The 26,256-nt window shown below is 74.1% G+C and carries 22 protein-coding genes and 1 riboswitch; of the genes, 7 read left to right on the forward strand and 15 right to left on the reverse strand.

The window, feature by feature from the left end:
- Positions 1–139: 139 nt before the first annotated feature.
- On the forward strand, positions 140–1,399 hold the full coding sequence (locus tag QUV83_RS12620) for an NAD(P)/FAD-dependent oxidoreductase (protein WP_289564931.1): 1,260 nt from the start codon (positions 140–142) through the stop codon (positions 1,397–1,399).
- 74 nt (positions 1,400–1,473) lie between these two features.
- Here QUV83_RS12620 and purH read toward each other — a convergent pair whose 3' ends face one another.
- The gene (gene purH, locus QUV83_RS12625) at positions 1,474–3,102 is read right to left on the reverse strand and encodes a bifunctional phosphoribosylaminoimidazolecarboxamide formyltransferase/IMP cyclohydrolase (RefSeq protein WP_289564932.1); all 1,629 of its coding nucleotides are present in this window, start codon (positions 3,100–3,102) and stop codon (positions 1,474–1,476) included.
- A 45-nt stretch (positions 3,103–3,147) separates the two neighbouring features.
- Positions 3,148–3,244: riboswitch (ZMP/ZTP riboswitch) on the reverse strand.
- Between the two features lie 34 nt (positions 3,245–3,278).
- Complete coding sequence (gene purN / locus QUV83_RS12630) at positions 3,279–3,968, reverse strand: phosphoribosylglycinamide formyltransferase (protein ID WP_289564934.1); 690 nt, start codon at positions 3,966–3,968, stop codon at positions 3,279–3,281.
- Positions 3,969–4,041: 73 nt separating this feature from the next.
- Here purN and QUV83_RS12635 point away from each other — a divergent pair, with 73 nt between their 5' ends.
- Positions 4,042–4,743, forward strand: coding sequence for a hypothetical protein (locus tag QUV83_RS12635; RefSeq protein WP_289564936.1), 702 nt, complete (start codon positions 4,042–4,044; stop codon positions 4,741–4,743).
- Here QUV83_RS12635 and QUV83_RS12640 read toward each other — a convergent pair.
- The 4 genes from QUV83_RS12640 to sucC form a co-directional block, all read right to left on the reverse strand.
- Positions 4,718–5,998, reverse strand: a complete 1,281-nt coding sequence (locus QUV83_RS12640; RefSeq protein WP_289564937.1) for a cell division protein PerM — start codon at positions 5,996–5,998, stop codon at positions 4,718–4,720. The two genes, QUV83_RS12635 and QUV83_RS12640, sit on opposite strands and share 26 nt — an antisense overlap.
- 64 nt (positions 5,999–6,062) lie before the next feature.
- Positions 6,063–7,079 carry a ferrochelatase gene (gene hemH / locus QUV83_RS12645; RefSeq protein WP_289564939.1) on the reverse strand — a complete coding sequence of 339 codons (1,017 nt, stop codon included), beginning with the start codon at positions 7,077–7,079 and terminating at the stop codon, positions 6,063–6,065.
- Positions 7,080–7,248: 169 nt separating this feature from the next.
- Positions 7,249–8,136: a succinate--CoA ligase subunit alpha gene (sucD, locus tag QUV83_RS12650; protein WP_289564941.1), complete on the reverse strand. Its 888-nt coding sequence runs from the start codon at positions 8,134–8,136 to the stop codon at positions 7,249–7,251.
- A 33-nt stretch (positions 8,137–8,169) separates the two neighbouring features.
- Positions 8,170–9,351, reverse strand: coding sequence for an ADP-forming succinate--CoA ligase subunit beta (gene sucC, locus QUV83_RS12655; RefSeq protein WP_289565154.1), 1,182 nt, complete (start codon positions 9,349–9,351; stop codon positions 8,170–8,172).
- A 197-nt stretch (positions 9,352–9,548) separates the two neighbouring features.
- Here sucC and QUV83_RS12660 point away from each other — a divergent pair, with 197 nt between their 5' ends.
- Positions 9,549–9,932 carry a hypothetical protein gene (locus QUV83_RS12660; protein WP_289564943.1) on the forward strand — a complete coding sequence of 128 codons (384 nt, stop codon included), beginning with the start codon at positions 9,549–9,551 and terminating at the stop codon, positions 9,930–9,932.
- Between the two features lie 9 nt (positions 9,933–9,941).
- Here the strand turns inward: QUV83_RS12660 and pcrA are convergent, their stop codons facing one another.
- The 6 genes from pcrA to QUV83_RS12690 all read right to left on the reverse strand — a co-directional run bounded on the left by pcrA (position 9,942) and on the right by QUV83_RS12690 (position 17,192).
- Complete coding sequence (gene pcrA, locus QUV83_RS12665) at positions 9,942–12,497, reverse strand: DNA helicase PcrA (protein WP_289564945.1); 2,556 nt, start codon at positions 12,495–12,497, stop codon at positions 9,942–9,944.
- A gap of 86 nt (positions 12,498–12,583) precedes the next feature.
- On the reverse strand, positions 12,584–14,164 hold the full coding sequence (locus QUV83_RS12670; RefSeq protein WP_289564947.1) for a methyl-accepting chemotaxis protein: 1,581 nt from the start codon (positions 14,162–14,164) through the stop codon (positions 12,584–12,586).
- A 141-nt stretch (positions 14,165–14,305) separates the two neighbouring features.
- Complete coding sequence (locus QUV83_RS12675; RefSeq protein WP_289564949.1) at positions 14,306–14,785, reverse strand: DUF456 domain-containing protein; 480 nt, start codon at positions 14,783–14,785, stop codon at positions 14,306–14,308.
- A 28-nt stretch (positions 14,786–14,813) separates the two neighbouring features.
- Positions 14,814–15,164 carry a hypothetical protein gene (locus QUV83_RS12680; protein WP_289564951.1) on the reverse strand — a complete coding sequence of 117 codons (351 nt, stop codon included), beginning with the start codon at positions 15,162–15,164 and terminating at the stop codon, positions 14,814–14,816.
- Between the two features lie 133 nt (positions 15,165–15,297).
- Positions 15,298–15,954 carry a LuxR C-terminal-related transcriptional regulator gene (locus tag QUV83_RS12685; RefSeq protein ID WP_289564953.1) on the reverse strand — a complete coding sequence of 219 codons (657 nt, stop codon included), beginning with the start codon at positions 15,952–15,954 and terminating at the stop codon, positions 15,298–15,300.
- A 2-nt stretch (positions 15,955–15,956) separates the two neighbouring features.
- Positions 15,957–17,192, reverse strand: coding sequence for an ATP-binding protein (locus tag QUV83_RS12690; RefSeq protein ID WP_289565156.1), 1,236 nt, complete (start codon positions 17,190–17,192; stop codon positions 15,957–15,959).
- A gap of 302 nt (positions 17,193–17,494) precedes the next feature.
- Here QUV83_RS12690 and QUV83_RS12695 point away from each other — a divergent pair, with 302 nt between their 5' ends.
- Both QUV83_RS12695 and QUV83_RS12700 read left to right on the forward strand, forming a co-directional pair.
- A complete protein-coding gene (locus tag QUV83_RS12695; RefSeq protein ID WP_289564955.1) occupies positions 17,495–18,889 on the forward strand; it encodes a PspC domain-containing protein in 1,395 nt (464 codons plus the stop codon).
- A complete protein-coding gene (locus QUV83_RS12700; RefSeq protein ID WP_289564957.1) occupies positions 18,886–19,302 on the forward strand; it encodes a hypothetical protein in 417 nt (138 codons plus the stop codon). The genes QUV83_RS12695 and QUV83_RS12700 overlap by 4 nt, the downstream gene beginning before the upstream one ends.
- Before the next feature lie 111 nt (positions 19,303–19,413).
- On the opposite strand, the gene QUV83_RS12705 is transcribed toward QUV83_RS12700, so the two are convergent.
- Positions 19,414–19,887: an aromatic ring-opening dioxygenase LigA gene (locus tag QUV83_RS12705; protein ID WP_289564959.1), complete on the reverse strand. Its 474-nt coding sequence runs from the start codon at positions 19,885–19,887 to the stop codon at positions 19,414–19,416.
- 183 nt (positions 19,888–20,070) lie between these two features.
- Complete coding sequence (locus QUV83_RS12710) at positions 20,071–21,258, reverse strand: glycosyltransferase family 4 protein (protein ID WP_289564962.1); 1,188 nt, start codon at positions 21,256–21,258, stop codon at positions 20,071–20,073.
- Positions 21,259–21,493: 235 nt separating this feature from the next.
- Here QUV83_RS12710 and QUV83_RS12715 point away from each other — a divergent pair, with 235 nt between their 5' ends.
- Both QUV83_RS12715 and QUV83_RS12720 read left to right on the forward strand, forming a co-directional pair.
- Positions 21,494–23,068, forward strand: coding sequence for a glycoside hydrolase family 6 protein (locus tag QUV83_RS12715; protein WP_289564964.1), 1,575 nt, complete (start codon positions 21,494–21,496; stop codon positions 23,066–23,068).
- Positions 23,069–23,126: 58 nt separating this feature from the next.
- Positions 23,127–24,578, forward strand: a complete 1,452-nt coding sequence (locus QUV83_RS12720) for a GGDEF domain-containing protein (protein WP_289564966.1) — start codon at positions 23,127–23,129, stop codon at positions 24,576–24,578.
- A gap of 66 nt (positions 24,579–24,644) precedes the next feature.
- Here the strand turns inward: QUV83_RS12720 and guaA are convergent, their stop codons facing one another.
- Entirely contained in the window at positions 24,645–26,225 is a 1,581-nt protein-coding gene (guaA, locus tag QUV83_RS12725; protein ID WP_289564968.1) for a glutamine-hydrolyzing GMP synthase, read from the reverse strand.
- Positions 26,226–26,256: the final 31 nt, after the last annotated feature.

Raw genomic sequence — 26,256 nt, forward strand, 5'->3', positions numbered from 1 at the left:
GGCGCAGCGGGGGCCACTGCGACGTGCCCCGCACATGGGGCGTCCCGCCCTGGCGCCCCGACTCGGGCACTGGGGCTGGGGCGTTCTCTCGACCGTTCACTCGTCTCTGCCTCCCTCCGGGGAGACTACCGTTGCGAGCGTGCTGCCCTCACCGCCCGACTCGGCCTCACAGCTCCGATCCGTCGTCGTCGTCGGCGGCGGGCTGGCCGGGGCGCAGACCCTCACGGCGCTGCGGGCGCAGGGATTCGACGGCCACGTGACGCTGATCGGCGCGGAGCAGATCGCCCCCTATGACCGCCCGCCGCTGTCCAAGCACCTGCTCGACCGCCCGACCCCCACCTGGCTGGCCGACGAGCTGGGCGTCGACGCCCTGGGGCTCGCCGACGACGTGCGACTCGGCGTGAGCGCCACCGGCCTGCGGGTGGGCGCGCAGGACGTCGAGGTGCTCACCGACGCCGGCTCGGTCACCGCTGACGCGCTCGTCGCCGCGACGGGCTCGCACCCGGTGCGGCCGCGCGGCTGGGAGGCCGCCGTGACACTGCACGCGGCGCCCGACGCCGATCGGCTGCGGGCGCTGCTGCGCCCCGGCGCCCGGCTCGTGGTGGTCGGGGCGGGGTGGATCGGCGCCGAGGTCGCCGGGGTGGCGGCCGCCGCCGGTGTCCACGTGCAGGTGGTGGAGGCGCTGCCCGCGCCGCTCGCCGGACCGCTCGGCGCCGCGGTGGGCGCGGCGACGGCCCCTTGGTACGCCGAGCACGGGGTGGAACTGCACACCGGGGTGCAGGTGGCCCGAGTGCGCCCGGACGGGGTGGACCTGGCCGATGGGAGGGACCTCCCCGCAGACGTGGTGCTCGCCGCGGTGGGCGCGCGACCCGCCACGGGCTGGCTCGCCGACGCCCTGCCGCTCGATCCGGACGGCGCGCTGCGGGTCGACGCGGCATTCGCCCCGGAGGGCGGGCCCCGGCACGTGCGGGCTGTGGGCGATGTGGCCCGGAGGCGGTCGCCGCGGCACGGGCTGGTGCCAGGCGGCCACTGGGACGGCGCCCTGCGCGGGCCCGAGGCCGCTGTGCGCGGGCTGCTCAACCCTGGCGCGACGCCCGAGGACCACGCGCCCTACGTCTTCTCGACCCAGTTCGGCCACGAGCTGGCGATGTACGGGCAGCGCGGCCATGACGACGATCTGGTGCTGCGTGGCGACCCCGCCGCCCAAGACGGCGCCGCCGGGTGGACGGTGCTGTGGTTCCGGCGCGGCACCGCCGAGCTGACGGCCGTGCTGAGCGTCGACCGGCCCCGCGACGTGGGCGCCGCGCGCCGGCTGTTCACCGGCACAGGGCTGCCGCGCGTCGACCGCGCGCTGGCGGCCGACCCCGCGACGCCGCTGCGGAGCGCCGTCCTCGGCTGAGCGCGCCGTCCCGGCCTCGGCTGCGGGACGCCCTACTCGACCTGCGTCGGAACGGGCGCCCCGCAGCGGGCTCGTCAGTGCGCGAAGTGCCGGGTGCCCGTGAGGTAGAGCGTGACCCCGGCGGCCTGCGCGGCCGCGATCACCTCGTCGTCCCGCACCGAGCCGCCGGGCTGCACCACGGCGCGCACCCCGGCGTCGAGCAGCACCTGCAGGCCGTCGGCGAACGGGAAGAACGCGTCCGACGCGGCCACGGAGCCCCGCGCCCGGTCCACGTCGCCGGTGTTCGCCCGCTCCACCGCCAGGCGGCAGGAGTCGACCCGGTTGACCTGCCCCATCCCGATGCCCACGGAGGCGCCGTCGGAGGCGAGCAGGATCGCGTTGGACTTCACGGCGCGCACGGCCCGCCAGGCGAAGGCCAGGTCGTCCAGGGTGGCCTGGTCGGCGGGCTCCCCCGCGGCGAGCGTCCAGGCGGCCGCGTCGTCGCCGGGCGCGTCGATGACGTCGGTCTGCTGGGCCAGCGCGCCGCCGCTGATGTGCCGCAGCTCGAACTGGCCGCCGTCGGCGGGCACGACCTTGAGCAGGCGGATGTTCTTCTTGCGCGTGAGGATCTCGACGGCCTCGGGCTCGAAGTCCGGAGCGACGACGACCTCGGTGAACACCGGCGCGATCTGCTCGGCCGCGGCGGCCGTGATCGGACGGTTCGCGGCGATGACCCCGCCGAAGGCCGACACCGGGTCGCAGGCGTGCGCGCGGGCGTGCGCCTGGGCGATGTCCTCGCCGGTGGCGATGCCGCACGGGTTGGCGTGCTTGATGATCGCGACGGCCGGCGCGTCCTGGTCGTGCGCGGCGCGCCAGGCGGCGTCGGCGTCGACGTAGTTGTTGTAGCTCATCTCCTTGCCGTGGAGCTGCACCGCGCCCGCGAGGCCGCGCCCCGCGGCGCCCTGCGCGTCCAGGTACAGCGCGGCGCCCTGGTGCGGGTTCTCCCCGTAGCGCAGCACCCGGCCACGGTCGAAGGCCGAGCCGGCGAAGGCCGGGAAGCCGGACTCCTGCGCCTGCGCGTCCGGCGCGTACTGCTGCGCGAACCACTGCGCCACGGCGACGTCGTACGCGGCGGTGTGCGCGAACGCGTCAGCCGCGAGGCGCCGGCGCTCGGCCAGCGTGAAGCCCTCGGCGGCGTTGTCCGCGACCTCCGGGTAGCGGGCGGGGTCGATGACCACTGCGACGCTCGGGTGGTTCTTCGCGGCGGCGCGCACCATCGACGGGCCGCCGATGTCGATCAGCTCGACGCACTCGTCGGCGGTGGCGCCCGAGGCGACCGTCGCGGAGAACGGGTACAGGTTCACCACCACCAGGTCGAACGGCGCGACCTCGAGCTCGGCGAGCTGGGCCAGGTGCTCGGGGCGGCGGGTGTCCGCGAGGATCCCGGCGTGCACGCGCGGGTGCAGCGTCTTGACCCGCCCGTCGAGGCACTCGGGGAACCCGGTGAGGTCCTCGACGCGGGTCACGGGCACGCCCGCGGCGGCGATGGTCGAGGCGGTGGAGCCGGTGGAGACGAGCTCCACGCCGGCCGCGTGCAGGGCCGTGGCGAGCTCGGTCAGGCCTGTCTTGTCGAAGACGCTGAGCAGGGCCCGGCGGAGGGGGCGCCGCGTGTCAGGGGCGTCGGGGTCGGCGACAGGCGCGAAGGGGGTGGCGAAGCCGGACATGGGGATGACCTCCCGGGTCGGTGCGGTCTCGTGAGACGGTCAGGACCCGAGCACCCAGGCGAACGGTGCGACGGCTAGGGGTACATCCGGCCGCTCCCCGGTGGTTGAGCCCACCTCAGGCGCGCCAGTCACGGCCACGGGCAGTCTACCGGCGACTGGGGCGCTCCCGGGGCGGCTCAGCCGACGCTGACCTGCCGTCCCTCGACCCGCATCCCCTCGCGGGCGATCCGCCCGACCCACTCGACCAGCAGCGCCCGCTCGACCACCTTGATGCGCTCATGCAGGGACGCCTCGTCGTCGCCCGGCTGCACCTCGACGGCCGCCTGCGCGATGATCGGCCCGCTGTCCACGCCCGCGTCGACCACATGCACCGTGCAGCCCGTGACCCGCGCCCCGTACGCGAGGGCGTCGCGGACGCCATGCGCCCCCGGGAACGCCGGCAGCAGCGCGGGATGGGTGTTGACCACCCGGTCCGGGAAACGCCCGAGCGTGGCGGCCCCGAGGATGCGCATGAACCCGGCGCTGACCACGAGGTCGGGGCGGAACACCGCGATGGACTCCGCGACGGCCCGGTCCCACGCCGCGCGGTCCGGGAAGTCCGCCGGGGCCACCACCGCCGTCGGCACGCCATGCGCGCGGGCGATCTCCAGGCCGCCGGCGCCCGGCTTGTCGCTGACCACGCCGACGACACGGGCGCCGTAGGCCGGATCGTCATGCGCGGCGAGGAGCGCGGCCAGGTTGGACCCGGCGCCCGAGACGAGCACGACGACGCGCCCGCCGGAGCGGGTGTGCGGCACAGGGGGCCGCGGCCCGTCGCCCGTGGCCGGGTCACGTGGAGCGGAGCGGGGGGGTTCGGGCGCGCTCATGGGGCGACCCTAACCTCCGGGCGGGGCAGGGCCCGCGAGGCGTCCGAGCCCGCTGATGCGGGACAATGCTCAGGTGTCCAACCCGTATGCCCCGCCGCCCGAGGGCGCCGTGCCTCCCACGGGCGCCGTGCCCCCGCAGGCCACAGGCCCTGTGCCCCCGCACGCCACTGGCGGGTCCCCTGCTGGCGGGTCCCCTGCGCCGGGGCCCGATGCGGCGCAGCGCCCGCCCGCGCACCGCCCCCACCCGCAGCATCCGAAGCACCCGAAGCACCCGAAGCACCCGAAGCACCCGCAGCACCCCACACAGCCCGGGCGCCATCACGGCGGCGGCCACAGCTCCGGCCCCGGCCAGCCACCCGCGCCGTTGCCCCCGCCCGACCCCGAGGCCGCCCGCCTCGCGAGCTCGCATGTGCTGCACTTCGGCCTGCTCATGCTGGCGGCAGTCCTCACGGCGTCGCTGCCGTGGCCGTGGGCCGTGTCCAGCCTGGTCTTCGTCGCGCTCTCCCTCGCGGCGGGGATCCGCGCGCTGATCTCGTTGCGCCGTGCCCGCGTGCGCGGCGTCCTGACGCCGATGTTGTCCGTCGGGTTGGCGTTCACCGCGTTGCTGGGCCTGACGTCGGCGAGCGCCGTCATGACGTGGCCGGCGCAGACCGCGCGTCAGGAGTGCCTGAACGGCGCGCTGACCGTCTCGGCGAAGTCCCGCTGCGAGCAGGCCTTCCAGGAGGACGTGGCCAACTTCCAGCAGGACCTCATGGAGCGCTCGACCCGCGGCTGACCAGACGGGACAGGCCCCGGCGGCACGCCGCGCGGAACTCGGCGTCAGTGGGCAGCGCGACCAGCAGGACCCCGAGCAGCACCCCGGCGCCCACCTGCGACCCGACCGCGAGCGGTGACGCGCCGATGTCCCCCATCCGCCCCGGGCCGATCCCGCCGCTGGCGAGCACCACCAGCGCCGCGGCGCAGAGCCCGGCGGTGAGGGCGGCCGCGGCGCCGGCGACGAGCGGGTCGACGGCCCGGACGGACGGCAGCCGCCGGTGCAGCCACCAGCCCGCGAGCGCCCCGACGAGCACCAACAGCATGGGCGCCGCGACGAGCACGCCGCCGCCGCTGCCCGGTTGCGGCAGCGCGCCCAGCAGCGGCACCACCGGCATCGGGCCGGAGACGACCTCGGTTGTCGTGAAGGACGTGCCCGCGCCCACCCGGAACCCGGGCCCGACCAGCCAGGCGAGCGCCCACACCACCACGTTGGGCACATAGGCGAGCTCGGCGACGGCGAGCACGGAGCCCCCGACGACGTCCAGGTCGAGGGCCCGGATGATGTCGTTGATGGTGGCCCGCCCGGCCAGCACCCACACGGCGCTCACTGCCGCGGCCGCCGCCACCAGGTAGGACAGCGCGAGGACGCCCGCGCTGGCTCCCGTGCGGATCGGCGGGATGACCCGCGACCACAAGGGGCGGGTGAGGTCGCGCACGCGGGGGGCCTCGGGCCGACGGGCGAGCCCGGTGGCCAGGCCGGTGGCGGAGACCGCGGCGCCCCCGATGACGGCGAGCGCGACGTCGGCGATGGTGGCGCGCATGAGCAGCGTGATGACGACGGTGACGGCGGTGTAGCCGCCGATGCCCGCGACGAGCGAGGTGGTGGTCGCCTCACCGGACCGGCGGGCCGAGGCGTAGCAGGTGAACAGCGCGAGGCAGGTGATGCCGAGCGGCATGAGCGTCAGGACGTTGCCGCCGAGCCCGAGGGGCACGCCGTGGCCGATCAGCCACAGCCCGGCGCCCACCTCCGTGGAGCGGGTCCACGCCACCGAGGCGTTCGCCGGGTCGGCGGAGGTGACGACGTAGGCGGTGACCGCCGGGAGCACCACCACGAGCAGGGACAGCAGCGCGCCCTGCAGGCCGGCGAGCAGCCCGGGCAGCCAGGCGAGCGCGGGCTTGCCGTCGGGCTTGCGGGGTCCGGCCCGGTGGTCCTCGGTCAGCACGCGCGGCGGGCGCGCCCGGTCGAGGCGGTCGGTTCCAGACGGATCGGTCACCAGCACATCGTCCCTGCCCGGACCGGGTGCGCCGCCTAGGCGGCGCGGCGCGCCGGGCAGGTCGTCATCGGGTGGCGTCCGCGGGCAGCCAGCCGGACAGGTGCGGGCGCACGATCTCGGCGAGGGCGTCAGTCCAGGGGGTGCGCGCGTTGCCCCACGGCACGTACGCGAAGCCGGAGCCCCCGGCGTGCTCGTAGGCCTCGCGGTTGAGCTGCTCGATCTCCTCGAGGGTCTCCAGGCAGTCGGACACGAAGCCGGGGCACACCACCTCGGTGCGCCGCGACCCGGCGGCGCCGAGCTCCTGCACGGTGTCGATCGTCGCGGGCCCCAGCCACTGGGCGGGCCCGAAGCGCGACTGGAAGGTGAGCACGCACGCGTCCGCGTCCAGGCCCAGCCGCGCGCGCACTGCGGACGCTGTCTGCTCGCACTCGGCGAGGTACGGGTCGCCCGCGTCGGACATCGCGGCGGGGATGCTGTGGAAGCTCAGCACCACCCGGTCCCCCGCGGCGGGGTCGGGGCGCCCGGCCTCGGCCCACCGCTCCTCGAGGGCCGAGCACACCGCCGCGACGTACGCGGGGTGGTCGCCGAACGCGCGCACGGTGCGCACCTCGGGATGGCGCGGCAGTGCGGCGACGGCCTGGTGCGCGCGCTCCAGCACGGTTCCCGTCGCGGAGCCGGCGTACTGCGGGTACAGCGGCACGACGAGCACCCGCTCATGGCCGTCGTCCACCAGCCGCGCGAGCACGTCGCCGATCGCCGGGTCGCCGTAGCGCATGGCGCCCGCCACCGTGACGTCGGGCCCGAGGGCGGCCTGGAGGGCGGCGACCTGGGCCTGCGTGTGCACCAGCAGCGGCGAGCCGTCCGGCGTCCACACCGTCCGGTACTTCGCCGCCGAGGCGCGCGGCCGGGAGCTGAGCACGCCGAGCTCGAGGATCGGGCGCCACAGCGCGGGGTGCATCGTCACGACGCGACGGTCGGTGAGGAACTCCCGCAGGTAGGGCCGCACGGCGCGCGCCGTCGGAGCGGCCGGGGTGCCCAGGTTGACCAGGACGACGGCGGTGGTCGGGCGCGGCTCGGACATACAGGCGCTGCCTCCTCGCAGATGGGGTGCCCATCCAGCGTATAGGCCTCTGACCTGCGCATTTAACGACGAATCGTCAGAACCGCGATGCCCAGAACGCCGACGGCTCCGCACCCCGGGGGTGCGGCGCCGTCGGCGCTCAGGTGCGGGAGGCGCACCGGTCAGCAGGTCAGGAGAGCAGCTCCCGGGCGAGTGCCGCCGTCTCGCTCGGCGTCTTGCCGACCTTGACCCCGGCGGCCTCGAGGGCCTCCTTCTTCGCCTGCGCGGTGCCGGCCGAGCCGGACACGATCGCCCCGGCGTGGCCCATGGTCTTGCCCTCGGGGGCGGTGAACCCGGCGACGTAGCCGACGACCGGCTTGGTCACGTGCTCGGCGATGTACGCCGCGGCGCGCTCCTCGGCGTCGCCGCCGATCTCGCCGATGAGCACGATGACCTCGGTGTCGGGGTCGGCCTCGAACGCGGCGAGCGCGTCGATGTGCGTGGTGCCGATGATCGGGTCGCCGCCGATGCCGATGGCCGTGGAGAACCCGAGGTCCCGCAGCTCGTACATCATCTGGTAGGTCAGCGTGCCCGACTTCGACACGAGGCCGATCTTGCCGGGGCCCGTGATGTCGGCCGGGATGATGCCGACGTTCGACTTCCCGGGGCTGATCAGGCCGGGGCAGTTGGGGCCGATGAGCCGCACGCCCTTGTCCTGCGCGTACGCGAAGAACTCGGCGGTGTCGGCCACCGGCACGCCCTCGGTGATGATGACCGCCAGCGGGATGCCCGCGTCGACGGCCTCGAGGACGGCGCCCTTGGTGTGCGCCGGCGGCACGAAGATGACCGACACGTCGGCGCCGGTCTCCTTCATCGCCTCCTCGACGGAGCCGAAGACGGGCACGTCGACAGTGCCGTCGCCCTGCGGGAACGTCACGGACGTGCCGGCCTTGCGCGGGTTCACGCCGCCGACCACGTTCGTGCCGCTGGCCAGCATGCGGGTCGTGTGCTTGGTGCCCTCAGAGCCCGTCATGCCCTGGACGATGACCTTGGATGACTCGGTCAGGAAGATCGCCATGTCAGTTGTTCTCTCGTCTCTGCGTGATCGGGCTCAGGCGGCGGTGTGGGCGAGCTCGGCGGCCTTGTCCGCTCCGCCGTCCATCGTGTCGGCGAGCGTGACGAGCGGGTGCGCGGCCTCGGCGAGGATGCGGCGCCCCTCCAGGACGTTGTTGCCGTCGAGGCGCACCACGAGCGGCTTGGTGGCCGCGTCGCCGAGCATCTCGAGCGCGGCGACGATGCCGTTGGCCACCGCGTCGCAGGCCGTGATGCCGCCGAAGACGTTGACGAAGACCGACTTGACCTGCGGGTCGGACAGGATGATGTCGAGCCCCGCGGCCATGACCTCGGCCGAGGCGCCGCCGCCGATGTCGAGGAAGTTCGCGGGCTTGACCCCGCCGTGCCCCTCGCCTGCGTACGCGACCACGTCGAGCGTGCTCATGACCAGCCCGGCGCCGTTGCCGATGATCCCGACCTCGCCGTCGAGCTTGACGTAGTTGAGGTCCTTCTCCTTGGCGCGCGCCTCGAGCGGGTCGGCTGCGGCGGCGTCCTCGAGCCCGGCGTGGTCGGGGTGCCGGAACCCGGCGTTCTCGTCGAGCGTGACCTTGCCGTCGAGGGCGACGATCTTGCCGTCGGAGGTCTTGACCAGCGGGTTGACCTCGACCAGCGTGGCGTCCTCGCCCTGGTAGACGTCCCAGAGCCGCTCCAGGACCTCAGCCACCTGGGGCGCGACGTCGGCGGCGAAGCCCGCGGCGGCCACGATCTCGGCGGCCTTCTCCGCGTCGATCCCGACGCGCGGGTCCACGGCCACCTTGGCGAGGGCCTCGGGGCGCTCCACGGCGAGCTGCTCGATCTCCATGCCGCCCTCGACGCTGGCCATGGCCAGGTAGCGGCGCTCGGACCGGTCGAGCAGCAGCGAGAAGTAGTACTCCTCCGCGATGTCGGCGCCCGCGGCGATCATCACGCGGTGGACGGTGTGGCCCTTGATGTCCATGCCGAGGATCTCGCCGGCCTTCTCGGCCGCCTCGTCGGCGGAGCGGGCGATCTTCACGCCGCCCGCCTTGCCGCGCCCGCCCGTCTTGACCTGGGCCTTGACCACGACGACGCCGGGCTTGCCGCCGAGCAGCTGCTCCGCCGCCGCGCGGGCCTCATCCGGTGTGGTGGCGACGATGCCGCCCAGCACGGGAACGCCGTGCTTCTCGAAGATGTCACGTGCCTGGTACTCGAACAGGTCCACCTGGCTCTGGTCCTTCCGTCGACCCGCATGCGCGGCCTGGCTGGCCACGGCGCCCTGCCTGATGCTAGCCGCGCGACGACTTTATCTTCACATCGAGAGATGTCGCCTCGGACACAGGGACAACGCCCCACTCCGCGCGCTTCGCCCCGTATGCGATGATTCCGGCCCGCGAGGACGCCCACCGAGGAGACACGCGTATGACCACCAGGACCGATGCCGATCCGCGACCGCCGCGCAGCCCGGTCTACACGACGCTGCGATGGCTCGCCCTGCTGGTCATCGCCTCCACCCTCGTCACCCAGGCCATCCGCGGCATGTGGCCGTTCGTGATCGTCGGGACTGCCGTGTGCCTCATCGCCCTGGCGATGTGGTCGGTGGGCTACGCGGCCGACAAGCGGCGTGAGCGGCAGTTCGAGGCCGACTTCGGCGGCTCGCTCGACGCCGTGCGGGCGAGCCTCGACCAGCCGCGGCTGCGCACGCTGCGCGACACCGAGGGCGAGGTGGAGGCCGTCCGCGAGCTGCGCCGTGAGACGCCACAGGTGTCGCTCCTCCAGGCGGTGGAGCTCATCCGCTCGCTCTGACAGCGCGCGTCAGAGCTTCGTGACGGGCGAGAACCGCAGCAGCAGCCGCTTGGCGCCCTCAGAGCCGAAGTCGACCTTGGCGACGGCGTTCGGCCCGGCGCCCTCCAGCCCGATGACGGTCCCCAGGCCGTAGGCGTCGTGGGTGACCTTGTCCCCCACTGCCAGGTCGGGGATAGCCGAGTCGGGGCGCGGGGTCGCGGAGCCGAAACTCGCGCCCGAGCCCCCCGACGCGGGCGCCGTGGTGCGCCGCTTGACCTCGCCGCCCGACCGGAAGCCGCCCGACTGGCCCCGTGAGCCGAAGCCGCCGGAGCCGAAGCCGCCCGATCCGGTGGAGTACCCGCCGGGGGTGCGCAGCCGGTCCATGCTGGACTCGCGCCGGCGCCAGTCGACGAGCTCCTCCGGCAGCTCGTCGAGGAACCGCGACGCGGGGAACTCGTTCGGCACGCCCCACGCGGTGCGGACTGCGGCGCGCGAGACGTACAGCCGCTCGCGCGCGCGGGTGAGCCCCACGTAGGCGAGCCGGCGCTCCTCGGCGAGCTGGTCGGAGTCGGCCAGCGAGCGCATGTGCGGGAACGTGCCGTCCTCCATGCCGGTGAGGAAGACGACGGGGAACTCCAGGCCCTTCGCGGTGTGCAGCGTCATGAGCGTGACCACGCCCTGGTCGGCGGCGCGCTGGTGCTCGTCCGCGTCGTCGCCGTCCTGGGCGGGGATCTGGTCGGAGTCCGCGACGAGCGAGACCCGCTCCAGGAAGTCCGCGAGGTTGCCCTCGGGCTCGGCCTGCTCGAACTCGGCGGCCACGGCGTGCAGCTCGGCGAGGTTCTCCACACGGGAGGCGTCCTGCGGGTCCTCCGAGGCGCGCAGCTCGGCCAGGTACCCGGTGCGGTCCAGCACCGCGCCCAGCACCTCGGCGGGCCCGGCGGACTCGGCGAGGCGCCGCAGGTCGGACATCATCGAGGCGAAGGCGCGCATGCCGGTGATCGCGCGCGTGCCCAGCCCGGGCACGTCGTCGAGACGCTCGAGCGCGGCCCCGAAGGAGATCCGCTCGCGCTCGGCGAAGGCGGCGACCATCGCCTCCGACCTGTCGCCGAGCCCCCGCTTGGGGACGTTGAGGATGCGGCGGACGTTCACGTCGTCGTCGGGGTTGGCCAGCGCGCGCAGGTAGGCGACTGCGTCCTTGACCTCCTTGCGCTCGTAGAAGCGCGTGCCGCCGACCACCTTGTAGGGCAGGCCGACGCGGATCAGCACCTCTTCGAGCGCGCGGGACTGCGCGTTCGCGCGGTAGAAGATGGCGACGTCGCCGGGGCGCACGCCGTCGGAGTCGCCGAGGCGGTCGATCTCCTCCGCGACGAACCGCGCCTCCTCATGCTCGTTGTCCGCGACGTAGGCGACGATCTGCGCGCCGGCGCCCGAGTCGGTCCACAGCCGCTTGGGCTTGCGGCCGGGGTTGCGCGAGATGACGGCGTTCGCCGCCGAGAGGATGTTCTGCGTGGAGCGGTAGTTCTGCTCGAGCAGGATGGTGCGGGCGTCCGGGTAGTCGGCCTCGAACTCGAGGATGTTGCGGATCGTGGCGCCGCGGAACGCGTAGATCGACTGGTCCGCGTCGCCGACCACTGTGAGCTCGCCGCGCAGGTCCGGCCCGCCCTCGGCGGACTGGCGGGCGCCGACGCCGGCCAGCTCCCGCACCAGCGTGTACTGCGCGTGGTTGGTGTCCTGGTACTCGTCGACTAGCACGTGACGGAAGCGCCGCCGGTAGTGCTCGGCGACCTGCGGGAACGCCTGCAGCATGTGCACGGTCTGCATGATCAGGTCGTCGAAGTCGAGCGCGTGGGCCTGCCGCAGGCGCGCCTGGTAGCGCGTGTAGACCTGCGCGAGGGTCGAGTCGAAGTCGTTCGCGGTGCTCACCGACGCGGCGTACTCGTCGGGGTCGACCAACTCGTCCTTGAGCGCCGAGATCTTGTGCGCGAGGGCCTTCGGCGGGAACTTCTTCACGTCCAGGTCGAGCTCGCGCGCCACCATCGTCAGCAGCCGCTGCGAGTCCGCGGAGTCGTAGATCGAGAAGCTGGAGCGCAGGCCCAGGGTCGCGGCCTCGCGGCGCAAGATGCGCACGCACGCCGAGTGGAACGTGGACACCCACATGCGCTGCGCGGACGGCCCGACGATCGCCGCGACGCGCTCGCGCATCTCGGCGGCGGCCTTGTTGGTGAAGGTGATCGCCAGCACCTCGCCGGGCCGCGCGCGGCCGGTGGCGAGCAGGTGCGCGATGCGGTGCGTCAGCACGCGCGTCTTGCCCGATCCGGCGCCCGCCACGATCAGCAGCGGCCCGCCGTGGTGCAGCACCGCCTCGCGCTGCTGCGGGTTGAGGCCGACGAGCAGCGCGTCGGCGTCCGCCGTGCGGTGCTGGTCGCCCTCATGGCCGGCGGGTCCGTGACCGCCGGGCCGACGCCCGGAGGGCTGGCCGGCGTCGTCGGGCAGGTCGCCGTCGCGCGGGGGGACGGCGGACGGGAGGCGCGCGAGGTTGGCGGGGCCGAACCCGGGCAGCGGGAGGTTGTCGAAGAGCGAGGTCATGTCCCCCACAGCGTAGGCGCGCCCGCTGACACCCGGGGCACGACCCGCCTGCCCGATGGGCCGCCCACCCCGTTCACCCCACGCGGTCAGCCGCGCAGGTCGAGCACCGACTGCTGCAGCCGCTGCGACGTGGACACCAGGTCATGCGCGGCGGCGCGGATGCCGTCGAGCTCCTGCGTGGTGCGCTGTGTGGCGCGCTCCACCTCGACCAGGGTGGTGGCGATGCCGCGCCCGCCGTCGGCGACCTCGGCGACGGCCTTGGCCATCTCCGCGGTGGTGGCCGTCTGCTCCTCGACGGCGCCGGCCAGGCTGCCCTGGTAGTCGTCGATCCTGCCGATGATCGTGGAGATCTGCCCGATCTCCCCGGCGGCGCGCGTCACGGCGGCCTGGATCGCCTCGACCCGGCTGGAGATGTCCCCGGTGGCGCGGGCCGTCTCCTGGGCGAGCTCCTTGACCTCCCCGGCGACGACGGCGAAGCCCTTGCCCGCCTCCCCCGCGCGCGCGGCCTCGATGGTCGCGTTGAGCGCCAGCAGGTTCGTCTGCTCGGCGATCGCGGAGATGAGCTTCACGACGCTGCCGATCTGCGCGGACGAGTCGCCCAGCTCGGCGACGGTGCGGTCGGTGCGCTGGGCCAGGTCCACGGCCTCGGCGGCGATCTGCGCGACGGAGTGGGTGGTGCGGGCGATCTCGCCGATGGACGCCCCCATCTCATGGGTGCCGGAGGCGACGGTGTCGATGCCCTCGCTGACCTCGTGGGCCGCGGACGCGACCTCGACGGTCAGCCGCGCGGAGTCATCGGCCACGCGCCCGATGTCGTCGCTGGCGTCGACGAGCCTGCGAGCCGCCGTGTCGACCTCCTGCGCCGCCGCGCCGACCTGCTCGGACACCGCGGCGGTGCGGTCGAGGGTGGCGTTCAGCGCGAGGGCGAGCCGGTCGAGCTCGGTGGAGCCGCGGCCCGTGTCGAGGCGGGTGGACAGGTCGCCGCTGGCCAGCGCGGCGCCCGCCTGCTCGATGGGCCGCACGATGCTGCGGGAGACGGCCAGGCTCAGGCCCACCACGAGCGCGATGACGACGGCGCTGCCCAGCAGCAGGTCGCGGGCGCTGGAGATGGCGGCGGTGCGGACGTCGTCGACGTAGATGCCCGAGCCGATCACCCAGCCCCACGGCTCATAGCCCGTGACGTAGGAGATCTTGGGCTGCGGGGCGTCCTCGCCGGGCTTGGGCCACTGGTAGGCGACGAAGCCCGCGCCGTCGGCCTCCACGACCTTGACGAACTCCACGAACAGCAGCGTCCCGTCGGGGTCGGCGTAGTCGCTGAGGTCCGTGCCGTCGAGCTCGGGCTTCGTGGGGTGCATGATCATCGCCGGCTGCATGTCGTTGATCCAGAAGTACTCCTCGCCGGAGTACCGCAGGCCCTTCACCGCCGCGATGGCGGCCTCCTGCGCCTCGGCCCGAGTCAGCTCGCCGCTGGCGGCCCGCTCGCCATAGCTCTCGACGACGCCCACGGCGGTCTGCACCACGGCGCGCGTGGTGACCTTGCGCTCGGCGAGCAGGTCGCCCTCGAGCTGGACGCCCGAGATGACCGCCACGGACACGAGCCCGAGCGTGGCGACGGCGACCAGTGCGAACAGGCGTGTGCGGATGGCCAGGGTGACGAGACGACGCATGGAGGGCTCCGGTCGATGGGGGCGGCAGTGCTCTGCCAGCCCATCGACGCCCACCGCCTCGCGATGAGGTGTCAGCCCGCTCTGTTCACTCCATCGTGGCAGGTCACACGGCTCTCACGCCGCGCGAGGAGCAACGCCGGCTCAGGTCAGGACGACGGCGACGACCCAGGCGGCGGTGGCCAGCAGGGCGCCGGCCAGCTCCACGACGATCGTGATCCCCGTCGCGCGCACCGCCGCCAGGGTGGCCGCCCAGGCGGCGGCGTGGTCGCGGTCCCGCACCCGCTGGGTCGCGTAGACCCCGCCCACGAAGCCGAGCGGCAGGCCCACGACGGGCACCACGAAGAACCCGACCACCCCGGCGACGCCGCCCCACACCAGCGTGGAGCCGGGCACGCCGGCCCGCGTCAGCCCGCGGCCCGCGAGCACGTACTTCCCGACGGCGGCCACCGCGATGGCGAGCACGCCGACGCCGAAGGCCGCCCAGGCCACGGCGCCGCCGGTGAACGCCGCCCAGACCCCGATCGCGGCGAGCACGAGCACGCTGCCCGGGAGCACCTGGACGACGACGCCCACCAGGCCGACGGCGATGACGAGCGCGGCGAGGAGCTCGCCGGGGCTCATCGCATCGCCCTCGGCCCGGTGGTGGAGGTCACCGCCAGAGCACCGCGATGGCGACGTTGAGCACCACGAGGCCGGCGACCCCGCCGAGGAACCCGCGCGTGACCTTGGCGGGCTTCTTCACGCCGTAGACGACGACGCCGGTGGCGACGGCGGCGATGAGCAGCTTGATGCCGACCTTCATGTTGTTGATGTGCTCGGGGCCCGCGACGCCGGACTCGGCCAGGCCGACCATGAGGATCCCTGTCACGAGCGCCGTGAGGATGCCGTGCAGGGCGCCCGCGGGGAGGGCGGGCTTCTTCATCCCGGCGAGCGCGCCCCCGAAGACGATGGCCCAACCGAGCAGGTGCAGGACGAGGAGGACGTTGTAGAGGATGGTCATGGACGTCAGCCTAAGGATTCGTCGCCCACGGCAGAGCCTGTCTGAGCCGCCAATGAGGTGATCTTCCCAACACTAGTGTCGGGAACCGCTCGGCACCGCCGCGCGTTGGCCCGCGCGCCGCCGCCCCCGGGCATCACAGCAGCCGGCGCGCAGCCGCCCACCGGGTGAGCTCGTGACGGCTCGAGAGCTGCAGCTTGCGGAGCACCGCGGAGACGTGCGTCTCCACCGTCTTGATGGAGATGAACAACTCGCCGGCCACCTCGCGGTACGAGTACCCGCGCGCGATCAACCGCATCACCTCGCGCTCCCGGGCCGAGAGGCGGTCCATCTCGTCATCCGCGATCGCGACATCGCCTGCCGCGGTGCCGAACGAGTCGAGCACGAAGCCCGCCAGGCGCGGGGAGAACACCGCGTCGCCGCCCGCCACGCGCCGCACCGCGTCGGACAGGTCGGGCCCGGATATCGCCTTGGTGACGTACCCACGGGCGCCCGCCCGGATCACCGCCACCACGTCCTCCGCCGCGTCGGACACCGACAACGCCAGGAACCGCGTGCCGCCCAGCAGGTCCATGCACGTGCGGATCACCTCCGCGCCGCCCCCGCCGTCGCCGCCGGGCAGGTGCACGTCGAGCAGCACCACCGGCGGCCGCAGCTCGCGCACCACCCGCACCGCCTCGTCCACCGAGGCGGCCTCGCCGACCACGTTCACGCTGCCGTCCAGCGACGCCCGCACCCCCGTGCGGAACATCAAATGGTCGTCGACCAGCACCACGTCGACAGGTCCGCTCATCGTCACGCCTCTCTCTGCGGCCTGGCCGCGTCGCCGAGCACGGGCACGCACAGGTGCACCTCCGTGCCACGGCCCTCCTTGGACTGCACCGTCGCGGAGCCGCCCCTGCGCCGCACGCGGCCCATGATCGACTCCCGGACGCCAAACCTGTCAGACGGGATCGCGTCGACGTCGAAACCCTCGCCGCGATCGCGGACGAACACCTCCACCGCCTCCTCGCCCACCTCCAGGTAGAGCGAGACCGGTGGGCGGCCGTGCACCACGGCGTTGACCAGCGCCTCGCGGGTGGCCTGCAGCAACGCCTCGGTCTGCGCGTCGGGGACCCGGTCCCCCACCACCACCGTGTCCACCGCGACCGCCTCGCCGCCGGGCCCCGAACGGGAGTCCTCCACCTCGGCGACGATCGCCCGCAGCGCCGCGGCCACCGACGTGCCCGGCGCCGGCCGGTCGTCGTACAGCCACTCGCGCAGCTCGCGCTCCTGCGCGCGCGCCATCCGCGCCACCTCGGCCGGGTCGTCGGCGGCCCGCGCGCGGATCAGCGCGAGCGTCTGCAGCACCGAGTCGTGCAGGTGGGCGGCGATGTCGGCCCGCTCGGACTCCCGGGCCCGCGCCGCGCGCTCGTCGCCGAGCTCGCGCACCAGCCGCAGCCACCACGGCGCAAGCACCAGCGCCACGCCCGCGAGCACCGCCACCGCGGCGATGGTCACCTGCAGCAGCGCCGCCGGCTCGGTGTCCTGCGCGACCAGCAGCAGCACGCCCACGCCGGCCAGCACCAGCCCGCCGACCAACCGCAACACGCTCACCGGCGTGCGGCCGCCCGTCCGCGAGCGCACCCGTCCGCGCTGCACCGCGTCGAGCTGGCTCCAGCCCAGCGTGATCCCCGCCAGGAGCAAGACGAGCGGCAGCACCCAGGACGTGTCGATCGTGGCGCCGGTGCGCACCGCCACCAGCACCACGGCGCCGGCGAGCAGCACCGCCGCCGTGGCGATGTCGGTCACCGGGAGCCGGCGCAGCCGCTCGGCGCCCACGCCCTGCACGCGCGCGATGCGGGTCAGCGCCGGAGGGCGCGCCTCGGCGCCCGCGGCGGCCGGGTCGCCCGAGGGGACCGCCACCCACAGGAAGACGTACAGCGCGGCGCCCATGCCGCCCGCCAGCGTCAACCCCACGAACGCCCAGCGCACCAGCGCCAGCGGCAGGTGGAGGTGCGCCGCGAGCCCCAGCGCGACCCCTCCGCCCATGCGGCCGCCGAGCGGTCTGCGCAGCGGCAACCGGGTCGCCGCCGGGACGGGCGGGACCCAGGCGGGTGCGGGATCGGGGGAAGGCACACCCCGATGATCACACCTCCGTGGACGCCCCGAGCCCAGCAGCACGCCGTTTCAGGGTCGCGGCGACGTGATTCAGGGTCGGCTCAGGGCAGAGCCCGATGGGCTGCGGGCTGCGGAGACGACAGGATCTACACATGGACACGCACCTCCCGGGTCAGCCGGGCCCGGGCCCGACGGACGGCCCGACCGCACCCCCTCCCCCCGCATCCCCCAAAGTGACAGGCGCCGAAGGGTTCTTCGCGGCGATCCGCCGCACCGGCCTGTACCGCTCGGACGACCGTTGGATCGGAGGCGTCGCCGGCGGGATAGCCGCGCGCTTCGGCATCGACCCGCTGCTGGTCCGCGGCCTGTTCGGCGTGAGCTTCCTGCTCGGCGGCCTGGGCCTGGTCGTGTACGGCATCGGGTGGCTGCTGCTGCCCGAGCAGGCCGACGGGCGCATCCACGCCGAGGAGCTCGTGCGCGGCGAGTTCGACGTCGCCCTCCTGGGCGTGCTGGGCATGGTGGTCGTCGGGCTCAACCGGGGCGACGGCTGGTTCGGCTGGTGGGGCGACCGTGGCCTCGGCTGGCTGACCGGCCTGCTGTGGGCGGTCTCGCTGGCGGTGGTCGCCATCCTCGTGGTGGTGGGCATCAGCCAGTCCCGCAACGCGAAGTCGTCTGGCGTCTGGCTGTGGCCATCGTCCGGGCCGGCGGCGAACGAGGGGCAAGGCGCGCCCGCCAGCCCGTCCACCCCGTCGACGCCATATGCGGCCACCCAGGCCTCCCCCTACCCGCCGCACCCCGCGACGCCCTACCCGGCGCCCCCCGCGCCGTCGGCGCCGTATGCGCAGTCGACGCCCTATGCGCCGTCGCCGCCGTATGCGCCGCACGCGGCAAGCGCGCCCGCACCCGGCGCCCCTCCCCTCGAGCAGGTGGCCCAGCTCATCGACGGCCCCCCGGCGCCGCCGCGCAAGCCGCGCGTCCGCGGGGCCAGCGCCGCCACGCTCGGCGTGATCACCGCGCTGATCCTGTTCACGTTCGCCGGCCTCATGGTGGCCGACCGCTTCGGCGCCTTCCACGGGCCCGTGCTGCTCACGGCGGCGGGCGTGGCCGTCATCCTGCTCGGGCTCGGCGTCGTGTACTCCGGGCTGCGCGGCCGCTCCAGCGGCGTGCTCGGCACGCTCGCCGTCATCGCGATCGTCGTCGCGGCGCCGGTCGCCGTGTTCAACAAGCCCGTCTGGAACGTGGACGGCGCCTGGCGGGCGATCGGCGATGAGACGTTCGTGGTCGGCACCCGGGATGCTGCGGCGTCGGGCTACAACCTCGGGATCGGCGACAGCACCGTGGACCTCACCGGGGTGCCGTTGACCGACGAGACTCTGCTGGTCCCGGTGTCGGTCGGCGTCGGCGAGCTGCGGATCCTCGTCCCGGAGGGCGCCTCGGTGAGCGCCGAGGTCCGCGCCGGGGTCGGTGACGTCACGTGGCGCGTCGACGGCGAGACCCGGCGGTCGAGCGGCGTGGGCATCGGCACCCAGCGCTTCTCCACCGAGGACGTCGCGAAGGGCGCCGCAGCCCAGCTCTCGCTCAGCGTCGACATCGGCGCCGGCGACATCGTCATCGAGGAGGACAAGTGAGCACGCAAGGCCACGACCACGAGGGCGACGACAAGACTCGCGCGGAGGACACCGACGTGCTGGGGCTGTTCGACCCGCCCGCAGCGGCCACGTCTGCCCCCACGTCGGAGCCCACGTCGGAGCCCGCCTCGTCGACGACGCCCCTTCCACCGACCCCGCCCGGCCCCGCTGGCCCGTACTCCTCGACAGCGCCCGCGGCGGCTCCCGCGCCCCGACCCGAGCGTGAGTTCGCGCCGATGCGGGTCGGGACGGTCGTGTGGGGCCTGATCCTCGCGGCTGTCGGCTTCGGGGTGGTGGCCACCGCGTCCGGCGCCGAGATCGACATGCAGCTCGCGCTGATCTCCCTGATGGGGATCGGCGGCCTGGCGTTGCTCGTCGGCTCGGTCGTCACCGCGCGGCGCCGCCGCGACTGAACTCGCGGGCGGCGAGGGAGGGCTCGCCGCCCGTGGCAAAGCACTCGGGCCCGGTTCCGCAGCGGATGCTGCGGGACCGGGCCCGAGTGGGTGGTGCTGGGTGCTGGGTGCTCAGACCGTCAGCACGGGCGAGGCGTCGTCCGCCGCGACTGCGGGGCGCGAGCCGATGGCGCGGAACGCCCAGCCGGTGAGGACGAACAGGACGCCGAGGCCCATGACCAGGGCGGCGACGCCGAAGGCGACAACCGAGGTGAACAGCGAGGCCCGGAGGAAGGAGCCGTTCATCGCGGTGGCGCGCAGCGGGTCCTCCTTGTCGAGCTCGGCGTAGGTCTTGCCCTCGGTGGCCGACAGCGCGTGCTCGTTGATGATGTCGGCCTGCGAGAAGGCCGTCCACGGGGAGTTGACCGTCTGGCCACCGAATGCGGCGTCCTCGGAGACGGTGATGCGCTCGTCGGCGAGCTTGGCGGAGACGGCGCCCCAGGTGACGCCGCCAGCGACGATCAGGAGGATCCCCGCGATGATGGAGAGGACTCCGACGATGCGGATGCCCTTGGAACGATCGGTGACTGCGACAACGCTCGACATGTTGCTGATCCCTTTCAGATACCCCACGCCCGGGACCGACGGTGTCGACCCGGTGAGATCCGGTGGATCTCACAGGAAGAACTCTGCTGCACCGCGACGACCCCGCATTGGGACGTTAGTCACGGATGTCCCCGGGCCAATACATCGGCCCTCATTGCTCGACATCGAGGACATTCACGCAGGTCAAAGCCTTACCCGGTGGTCAACCGTAGCCAACCCCACCGCCCGGCGGTATTCGGCGGCCGCGACCTCGAGGACGTGCGGCCACCCGAAGGTGGGCGGCAGCGCGCGATTGTGGGCTCGAATCTCGGCGAGCAGGCGAGGTTCTTCGGCCAGGCGCACGACGGCGCGGGCCATCGCGGCGTCGCTCCCGGCGATGAGCCCTTCGGAGCCGTCGGCGACGAATTCCTCGATGCCCGTCCCGCGCCGGGCGACGACGGCGAGCCCGGCCGCGCGCGCCTCGAGGGCGGCCAGCCCGAACGACTCGAGGGCCGCTGGCGCCAGGAAGACGTCGGCCTCGTCGTAGGCGGCGCGCAACTCGGCCCGGGAGACGCGTCCGCGCAGCTCGACGAGGTGCGGCGCGCGCCGCGCAGCCCTCGCGGCGATCCGGCGCCGGGCCGGGCCATCGCCGAAGATGGTCAGCCGCACACTCCCCGCGGGGAGCTCGTCAGCGGCCGCGGCGACGACGTCCACCAGCGCCGACGCGCGTTTGCGCGGCGCCAGCCGGGTGGCGGCCACGAGCCGGAGCGGCGTGCCTCCCCTGGGCTCGCCAGCCGGATGCTCGCCAGCCGGATGCTCACCAGCCGGCTGGGCGGCGACGGCGGCGGGATCGGGCCGCCAGGCGTCGAGGTCCACGCCGTTGGGCATCATCCGCACCGGCGCCCCGAAGACCTGCGCGACGCGACGCGCGGCGACGTGGCTGACGGCGCTGAGCGCGACGGGCGCCTGGCGCCAGCGGGACACCCGGACCGCGGCGCGCAGGGCGAGCACGGCGCCGTCGAGCATGCAGTGCCAGGTGATCGCGGTCGGCAGCCCCTGCCCCACGGCTGCCCGCGCGCCGTCGAAGGCGAAGGGCGAGACGACCCCGGCGTGCACGTGCACCACGTCGGGGCGCATGTCCCGCAGGAGTGAGCGCAGCACAGCGGGGGCTCGGGGATTGACGGGCAGCTCGAACGGCAGCGCCATGCCGATCCGGTGCACGGTGACGCCGGGCGCCGATCCCGCGCCGCCGGCCGGGTCGGAGTCGGGCGTCGCGGTGAGGACGTGCACGTCGTGGCCGGCAGCGGCTTGGCGGGCCGCCAGGTCTCCGACCTGCGACTCGATCCCGCCGGTGCGCGGCGGGTAGCAGTCCGAGATGTGAGCTATGCGCACATTGCCGAGCGTAGCCAACCGCGCGGCGGCGGCCACTCGGGCCGGGCGATGCGCCGGGCGGGTGACCGCGATCATGTGAAACGTTTATGTCCGGTTCGCCCCTCTTGACACCTTCTGCCAGCCGGGTGATCGTGACGCCACCGCCGGTCATCTGCGCCTGGCCCCGCGCTGCCTCGCGGGCCCGGTCCGCAGAGGCAACGAGGCCAGCCCGGCGGCCCGACGTGAGGGGACCCGCATGCCCGTCGCACCTCCACCCCGCCGCTTGATCGGCCCGGCCGCGGCCGCCGCCGCCCTGGCCATGACCTTCGCGATGTCGGGCGCCACTGCCGCCATCGCCGGAGGCGCCTCCCCCGCCCCGCAGCCCGCGGCCCCGTCGCTGTACGTCGACTGGGAGAGCTCCACGCTGCAAGCCGCCGAGCAGCTCACCGGCCAGGCGCGTGACGACGCCGTGCTGCTGGGCAGCTTCCCGTCGGGCGCTTGGTTCACCTCCGGGACCCCGGCGCAGGTGCAGGCCGCCGTCGACAAGCACGTCACCGCCGCAGCAGCGGAGGGCGCCGTCCCGATGCTCGTGGCGTACAACGTCCCGTTCCGCGACTGCGCGCAGTACTCGGCGGGCGGCGCCGCCAACACCGCGGAGTACACCGCCTGGATCGACGCGTTCGCGGCGGGCATCGGCGACCGCGAGGCGTACGTGGTGCTCGAGCCCGACGGGCTGGGCATCATCCCCTGGTACACCACAGTCAACGGCGACACCGAGTGGTGCCAGCCGGCCGAGGTCGACCCGGCCACCGCCGCCTCGGAGCGCTTCGTGCAGCTCAACCACGCCGTGGACGCCCTCGTCGCGCTCCCGGCGACGAAGGTCTACCTCGACGGCACCCACAACGGCTGGCTCGGGGTGGGCGACGCCACCGACCGCCTGATCAAGGCGGGCGTCGAGCGCGCCGACGGGTTCTTCCTCAACGCGTCGAACTATCAGGCCACCGAGAAGGTCTCCCGGTACGCCGGCTGGATCTCCGACTGCATCGCGCTGTCCACCCAGACCTGGTACGAGCCCGCCTGGTGCGCGAGCCAGTACTACCCGGCCAACCCCGACGACCTCAGCACCTGGCACCTCACGGACGCCGCCTACGACGCGGCCTTCGCCGACACCGGCCTGGCCCGCGACCGGGCCGCGCAGAAGCACGCCCTCATCGACACCAGCCGCAACGGCCAGGGCCCCTGGACCGCACCGGCCGGGAAGTACACCGACGCCGAGGTCTGGTGCAACCCGCCCGGCCGTGGCCTGGGCTTGCGGCCGACGCTGCAGACCGGCGACCCGGTGATCGACGGCTACGTGTGGATCAAGGTGCCGGGAGAGTCTGACGGCAAGTGCTACCGCGGCACCGGCGGGCCGCTCGACCCCGAGCGCGGCATCGAGGACCCGGCCGCCGGCGGCTGGTTCCCCGAGCAGGCCGCCGAGCTCATCGCGCTCGCCGTGCCGCCCGTCGAGGCGCCGAACTGCCGGGTGAAGTCCGTGGTGCACGGCTCCTGGCCCGGCGGGTTCATCGCCCAGGTCTGGGTGACTAACACCGGGACGGCCCCGCTCGCGGGCTGGGACCTGCGCTTCGCCCTGACCGGCGGCGGGAAGGTCGTGGACTCCTGGAACGTGGACCTCAGCCAGTCCGGCCAGGTCGTGGACGCCGGCAACCTGAGGTGGAACGCGCGACTCAACCCGGGCAGCACCGTGACCTTCGGGTACGTCGGATCCGGCGCCTCGGGCGACACCTCGCTGCTGCGGCTCCTCGACGGGAAGGCCTGCACCGTGGGGTGAGGCTGCGATCACCCGGGGAGTCACTCACGGCGCCCCCCAGTCGGCCGATGGTCTAGGTGTGGAGCGACGACGCCTTCCTGCACACCTGGCCGTGGCGCTGGGGGGCGCCCTGCTGTGCGCGCTCTACGTGATCAGCAGCGGGTCGGCGCGCAGCGTCGTGCTCGTGCTGGCGAGCGCGGCGCCCGCCGCGGTGGTGCTCACGCATCTGGCCCGCCGTCGATTCGCCCGATCGATCCCGTGGCGGTTCCTCGCGCTCGGGCTCACGTCGCTGACGGTGAACGGCCTCGTGTGGCTCGCGCAGGTCGGCCTCGGCGACCACACGGTCGCCGAGGGGCCGATCGCCGCCGGGTCGCTCATCGCGGGGTACCTGCTCCTGCTCGTCGGCGCCGTCCTCATGCTCACCCCGTTCGCGCGCCACGACGGCGGGACCCTCGTCGAGGCCGGAGTGGGGTGGCTCGCGTTGGCGAGCGTGCTGTGGGTCGTGCTCCTGCACCCGGCCCTGGTACGCCAGGCAGCCCCCGGGCCCGAACGCCTCAACACCCTCCTCATGGTGCTGCTGGTCAGCGGGATCGCCGGGATGCTGCTGTGCATCGCTGTGGTGAACCGAGCCGCCCGGCCCGCCCTGCTGTACCTGCTGCTGGCGGTGACGCTCACGCTCCTCGGGACGGTCGCCCGGACCCAGACGTACTCCGCCGCCGACGGGAGCTCCGCGCACTGGATCGGCCTCGTGTGGATCGTCGCCTACGCCGCGGTCGGCGCCGCGTCAGTGCACCCGTCCTCCTCCGCCCTGACGGCGCCGGCCGAGGCGCCCGCCGACCGGCTGAGCATCACGCGGCTTGCCCTCTTCGGCCTCGCCCTCGGCCTCAACCCGGTGCTCGCCGGCATCCAGCAGGCGCTCCGCGGGGACGTGGACTGGATGCTGCTCACCGTCTCCACACTGGCGATCGTGCCGCTCGTCGTGATCCGCATCGGACGGCTCGCCCGCCGCCAGGAGGAGGCCGAGGCGGCGCTCGCCCACCTCGCATCGCGTGACGAGCTCACCGGCCTTCTGAACCGCCGCATCGCGATCGCGCATCTGACCGACGTCCTCGCGCGGGTCGAGGCGGGCGCCGTGCCGGGCGTCACGGTGCTGTTCCTCGACGTGGACGGGCTCAAGACCGTCAACGACCAGCACGGCCATGGCGCGGGGGACGCGGTGATCTGCGCCGTCGCCCGGCGAGTCGACCGCGCCTCGGGGCCTGACGCGCTCACGGCCCGGATCGGCGGCGACGAGATCCTGGTGGTGGCCGTGGGCGGCGCCGAGCGACGGGACGCGCTGGTCGGGGATGTGCGCGGCGTGCTGGACGGCAGCGTCGAGATCGGCGACGGGGTGCGCGTCTCGGCGACCGCGGCGCTGGGCGACTCCTGGGTGGGCGGCGGCGAGCACGCCGACGCGGCCCGGGTGATCGCGGAGGCCGACCGGGCCATGTACCAGGACAAGCACCGGCAGGCCGAGCGCAGCCGACGGTGAGCGGGGCGGGAGCCGGGCCCGGAGACGCGACACGGGCGTGAGCTGCTGCTCACGCCCGTGCGTCGCTCACTCCCACTCGATGGTGCCCGGCGGCTTGCTCGTCACGTCGAGGACCACCCGGTTGACCTCCGGCACCTCGTTGGTGATGCGGGTGGAGATCGTCGCGAGCACGTCGTAGGGCAGGCGCGTCCAGTCGGCCGTCATCGCGTCCTCGGAGGACACGGGGCGCAGCACGATCGGGTGGCCGTAGGTGCGGCCGTCGCCCTGCACGCCCACCGAGCGGACGTCGGCGAGCAGCACCACGGGGCACTGCCAGATCTCGCGGTCCAGGCCGGCCTTGGTGAGCTCCTCGCGGGCGATCGCGTCGGCCGCGCGCAGCGTGTCGAGGCGCTCGGCGGTGACGTCGCCGACGATGCGGATGCCCAGGCCCGGGCCGGGGAACGGCTGGCGCCAGACGATGGCCTCCGGCACGCCGAGCTCGAGGCCCACCGCGCGGACCTCGTCCTTGAACAGCGTGCGCAGCGGCTCGACGAGCTCGAACTGCAGGTCGTCCGGCAGGCCGCCCACGTTGTGGTGGCTCTTGATGTTGGCCGCGCCCTCGCCGCCGCCCGACTCGACGACGTCGGGGTACAGGGTGCCCTGGACCAGGAACTTCACGTCCTCGCCGTGGGCGCCGGCGTCCGCGACGACCTCGCGTGCGGCGTCCTCGAACACGCGGATGAACTCGCGGCCGATGATCTTGCGCTTGGTCTCCGGGTCGCTCACGCCCGCGAGAGCGGACAGGAAGCGCTCACGCGCGTCCACGACCATGAGCTTGACGCCGGTGGCGGCCACGAAGTCCTGCTCGACCTGCTCGGCCTCGCCGGTGCGCAGCAGCCCGTGGTCCACGAACACGCAGGTGAGCTGGTCCCCGACGGCCTTCTGCACCAGCGCGGCGGCCACCGAGGAGTCGACGCCGCCGGACAGGGCGCAGATCACGCGGGCGTCGCCGACCTGCGCGCGGATCGCGGCGACCTGGTCGGCGATGACGTTGCCGGGGTTCCAGTCGGGCTTGAGCCCGGCGCCCTCGTAGAGGAAGTTCTCCAGGGCCTTCTGGCCGAGCGGGGAGTGCTTGACCTCGGGGTGCCACTGCATGCCGTACAGGCGCTTGTCGCGGTTCTCGAACGCGGCGACGGGCGAGCCGGCGGACGTCGCGAGCACCTCGAAGCCCTCGGGCGCGGCGTGCACCGCGTCGCCGTGGCTCATCCACACCGACTGCTCGTCGGGCGAGCCCGCGAGCAGCGTGCCCTCCTCGGACACCTCGACGGCCGTGCCGCCGTACTCGCGGGTCCCGGTCTGCGCGACGACGCCGCCGAGGGCGTTCGCCATGGCCTGGAAGCCGTAGCAGATGCCCATGACCGGCACGCCGGTCTCGAAGAGCGCCGAGTCGACCGACGGGGCGCCGTCGGCGTACACCGAGGCGGGGCCGCCGGACAGGATGATCGCTGCCGGGTCCTTCGCGAGGATCTGCTCGACGCTCGCGGTGTGCGGCACGATCTCGGAGTACACGTTCGCCTCGCGCACGCGGCGCGCGATGAGTTGGGCGTACTGCGCGCCGAAGTCGACGACGAGGACAGGCCGGGGGGTCTGCGGGGAGGACTGTGTCACCCCGGCAGGATAGTCGCCCCAGCCGGGAGGC

Source organism: Cellulomonas cellasea, assembly GCF_030372105.1.
In the GTDB taxonomy this organism is placed as follows: domain Bacteria; phylum Actinomycetota; class Actinomycetes; order Actinomycetales; family Cellulomonadaceae; genus Cellulomonas_A; species Cellulomonas_A cellasea_A.